The 3,347-nt window shown below is 70.5% G+C and carries 4 protein-coding genes; 2 read left to right on the top strand and 2 right to left on the bottom strand.

Translation table 11 applies throughout. The features are described from left to right. Positions 1-211: TetR family transcriptional regulator (locus DW309_RS03495; protein WP_136044567.1), on the bottom strand; the 211-nt coding region annotated here is incomplete at its 3' end. 75 nt (positions 212-286) lie between these two features. Here DW309_RS03495 and DW309_RS03490 point away from each other — a divergent pair. Next, positions 287-688 (top strand): VOC family protein, encoded by a 402-nt coding sequence (locus DW309_RS03490; RefSeq protein ID WP_136031025.1) that lies wholly within the window; start codon positions 287-289, stop codon positions 686-688. 61 nt (positions 689-749) lie between these two features. Here DW309_RS03490 and DW309_RS03485 read toward each other — a convergent pair whose 3' ends face one another. Continuing rightward, entirely contained in the window at positions 750-2,225 is a 1,476-nt protein-coding gene (locus tag DW309_RS03485; protein ID WP_136044566.1) for an NCS2 family permease, read from the bottom strand. Between the two features lie 90 nt (positions 2,226-2,315). Between DW309_RS03485 and DW309_RS03480 the strand changes: the two genes are divergently transcribed. Beyond that, on the top strand, positions 2,316-3,347 hold a 1,032-nt coding region (locus DW309_RS03480), incomplete at its 3' end, for a cell division protein PerM (RefSeq protein ID WP_136044565.1).

The following is a 3,347-nucleotide window of genomic DNA, read 5'->3' as shown; positions in this document are numbered from 1 at the left end:
TCAGCAGCGCGAGCACGGCGGAGGCGACGGCCGCGAACAGTCCGGGCTTCGAGTCGTAGTGGTGGTACACGGCGCCGCGCGTCACGCCCGCGGCCCGGGCGATGTCGTCGACCGAAGCCGCCGCGTATCCGTGTGCGGCGAAGTGCGCGCTGGCGGTGTCGAGGATGCGGCGGGCCGTGGCGGCGGCGTCGGCGGCGGAGGCGCGGGGCATGCGGGTTCCTTTACGTACGTGTTGTATGTATTCTAGCCGGACGAATACAAACACGCAGTATGTAAAGGAGTGACGATGGAGATCACCAGCTTCTACCCGGTGCTGATGGTGGACGACGTGTCCGCGGCCGCGCGGTTCTATCGCGAGGAGCTCGGATTCGACACGACGTTCGAGGCCGACTGGTACGTGAGCCTGCGCTTCGACGGGGGAGAGCTCGCGATCCTCGACCGCACGCACGAGACCATCCCGGAGGGCTTCCGCGCACCGGTCACCGGACTGCTGCTGAACGTCGAGGTGCCAGACGCCGCCGCCGAGCACGCCCGGCTGGTGGGGGAGCGCGGACTGACCGAACGGCTGGCCCTGCGCGATGAGGACTTCGGTCAGCGGCACTTCATCGTCGAGGCTCCCGGCGGGGTGCTGATCGACGTGATCGAGCCGATCGAGCCGTCCGCCGAGTTCGCCGCCGCCTACGCCTGAGGCCCAGGGAAACCACGGAGGGGCGGGTGCCGCAGCACCCGCCCCTCCGTGGATCCGCTCGTCAGATCCCGACGCCGAACAGCGCCTCGATGGGTCCGCGTGCGAAGAAGATCAGGAAGCCGGCACCGACCACCCACAGTAGCGGGCTGATGGTCTTCGCCCGGCCGGAGAACGCGTGGATGAGCACCCAGCTCACGAAGCCCGCGCCGATGCCGTTCGCGATCGAGTACGTCAGCGGCATCACGGAGACCGTGAGGAACACCGGCAGCAGCACGCGGAAGTCGCCGAAGTCGATGTGCCGGATCTGCGCCATCATCATGGCACCGACGATGATCAGGGCCGCCGCGGCGATCTCGGTCGGGACGATCGAGGTGAGCGGGGTCAGGAACATCGCGATCAGGAACACCACGCCGGTCACGACGTTGGCCAGGCCCGTGCGGGCACCCTCGCCGATCCCCGCGCCCGACTCGATGAACACCGTGCTCGACGACGACGAGGTCGCGCCACCCGCGATCGCACCGACGCCCTCGACCACCAGCGCCGACTTGATGCGCGGGAAGTCGCCGTTGTCGTCGGCCAGGTTCGCCTCCTTCGCGAGACCCGTCATGGTGCCCATCGCGTCGAAGAAGTTCGTGAAGAGCAGGGTGAAGACGATCATCACGAGCGCGACGAGGCTGACCTTGCCGAGGTCGAACGAGAAGTCCACCGCGCCGATCAGGCTCAGGTCGGGCACGCCCACGGGGGAGCCGTTCAGCGCGGGAACCGTCAGACCCCAGCCGCCCGGGTTGACCACGTTGCCCTCGTCGTCGAAGCCGCGGGCGCCGATGTGCCAGACGGCCTCGACGATCACGGCGAGCACGGTGCCGCCGATCAGGCCGATCAGCATGCCGCCCTTGATGCGCAGCGCGACGAGGATGCCCGTCAGCAGCAGCGTGATCACGAACAGCAGGCTCGGCACGGTCGCGACGGAGCCGTTGACCCCGAGCCCGACGGGCGGCGAGGAGGCACCGGTCGCGGTGACGAAGCCGGAGTTGACGAAGCCGATGAACGCGATGAACAGGCCGATGCCGACCGTGATCGCGATCTTGAGCTGGAACGGCACCGCGTCGAAGATCGCCTTGCGCAGTCCGGTGGCGGCGAGCAGCACGATCACGACGCCGTTGATCATCACCAGCGCCATGGCCTCGGGCCAGGTCACCTGGCCGACCACGGAGAACGCGACGAACGCGTTGATGCCGAGTCCGGCGGCGAAGCCGAACGGCAGACGCGTGACGAGCCCGAACAGGATCGTCATGACGCCGGCGGTCAGGGCGGTCGCGGCACCGACCGCGTTGAAGTCCAGCATGTTCCCGGCGACGTCGGGTTTGCCGGACAGGATGATCGGGTTGAGGATCACGATGTAGGCCATCGTGACGAACGTCACCAGGCCCCCTCGGATCTCGGTGCCGATCGTCGATCCGCGCTTGCTGATCTCGAAGAAGCGGTCCAGGGCGCCGGTGGGCTCGGCGGTCGCCGGGGCGGGCGGGGCAGTTGTCATCGGGTAACCTCCGGAGAAACGCTACCGTGTCGCCCGCCCCGCGCGCGCCCCGAGGAGCCGCACGGCAACTCGTCGTAGTCTCGAATCGCTATGCAACGCCTCCTCGTCGCGCTCCTCGCCGCCTTCGACGCCGCCATCGCGGCCGCGGTCGGACTGGCCGTGCTCCTGGCGCCGCTGACGCTGCTGTGGACGGTCGCGTTCGGCGTCACGGCCGACTGGGGTGCGCTCTGGCCCCTCACGGGCACGCTCTGGGAGTTCGGGCACGGCGTCCCGCTCGAGGTCACGATCCCGGACGAGCTCCTCGTCACGCTGGGCATCCCCGCGCAGGCCGCATCGTTCGCGGTGTCGATCACGCCCCTGCTGCTGCTGTTCTTCACGCTCCTGTTCGCCGCGCGCTCCGGAGCGCGCGCCGCCCACGCGGGGGCGTGGCTGCTGGGTGCCCTGTCCGGCTCCGCCGTGTTCGTCGCGATCTCCACACTGGTCGCGCTGACGGCACGGCTCGATGCGGTGCGCACGCCGCTGCCGCTCGCGATCCTGCTGCCCGCCGCCGTCTATCTGGTGGGCGCCGTCTGCGGCGCCGTCCGGGTGGCCTGGGACGACGGCGACGGCGGCCTCCTCGACCGCCTGCACGACCGCCTCGACGCGCGGGAGGACTGGGCTCCCGTGCCCGCGGCGATCGTCCGGGGTGCGGCCTTCGTCCTGGTCGGCGTGACCGGAGCGGCGGCGCTCGCCGTGGCCCTGTCGGTGCTGACCCGCGGCGGTGACGTGGTCGCGCTGTTCCAGGGTGCGCGCGTCGACGCGCTCGGCGCCACCGTGCTCACGCTCGCGCAGCTGGCGTATCTGCCCACCCTGATCGTGTGGGCGGCGGCGTGGCTCGCCGGTCCCGGCTTCGCGGTCGGCGCCGGCACCGCGGTGTCGCCCGCCGGCACCCAGCTCGGCGTGGTCCCCGGCATCCCCGTGTTCGGGCTGCTGCCGGAGAACACCTCCATGTGGATGCTGATCGTGGTGCTCGTCCCCGTCGCGGCCGGCGCGTTCGCGGGCTGGGCCGTGCGTTCCCGGCTCGTCTGGGAGGGCACGCCGCTCGGGCTGCTGCAGCGCGCCGTCATCGCGGTGGGCATCGCC

It is taken from the genome of Microbacterium sp. K41 (assembly GCF_004794395.1).
GTDB classification, from domain to species: Bacteria; Actinomycetota; Actinomycetes; order Actinomycetales; family Microbacteriaceae; genus Microbacterium; species Microbacterium sufflavum.
Note: the sequence above shows the minus strand (reverse complement) of the source record. Positions and strands in the feature narration are given on the sequence as shown.